We start from the raw sequence: 579 nt of genomic DNA on the forward strand, positions 1-579 counted from the left end.
ACTCGATGATGTATTGGTTGAAACAACTGAATACTTTGAAAAACAACAGCAATTAAAAGCTTCTATTAAATCCACTTTAATGATGCCTTTGATTTATATGATTGTAGCGGTTGGAGTAGGAATTTTCTTGATGGTTGGTGTTATGCCACAGTTTGAAGGCATGTATGCATCCTTAGGCGGAGACTTACCAGGTGTAACTATGTTATTTATGAACGTAGGAAATTTCTTAAGAGCGTTAAGGTTTATCTATAAAAAATCTCATCGCTTACAGACGTTGTTTAGCTATATCGCAGTTAAAATGCCTATATTTGGTGAACTTGTGAAACTGAATAACTTAAGCCGCATTGCATCAACTATTGCACAATTATTAAAAAATCATGTACCCCTTCAAGATTCCTTAGATACCACAAGAGGGACTCTGGATAATAAAGTATACAAGAATTTGTTAGTAAAAGCTCAAAAGAATGTGATGAACGGTGAATATATGTCAACAGCGTTTGAACATCATTATGCGAGTGAAGTTATTTTTACACGTATGATGAGTGTAGGAGAGCGTACAGGTGATTTAGGGAAAATGAT

1 protein-coding gene is annotated in these 579 nt (G+C 34.7%); it reads left to right on the forward strand.

The window, feature by feature from the left end; all coding sequences use genetic code 11:
* Nucleotides 1-13: 13 nt before the first annotated feature.
* Nucleotides 14-579, forward strand: a 566-nt coding sequence (locus tag ABCO64_RS10700; RefSeq protein WP_343089466.1) for a type II secretion system F family protein, incomplete at its 3' end; no start/stop codon positions are given.

Source organism: Methanocalculus natronophilus (assembly GCF_038751955.1).
GTDB lineage: Archaea > Halobacteriota > Methanomicrobia > Methanomicrobiales > Methanocorpusculaceae > Methanocalculus > Methanocalculus natronophilus.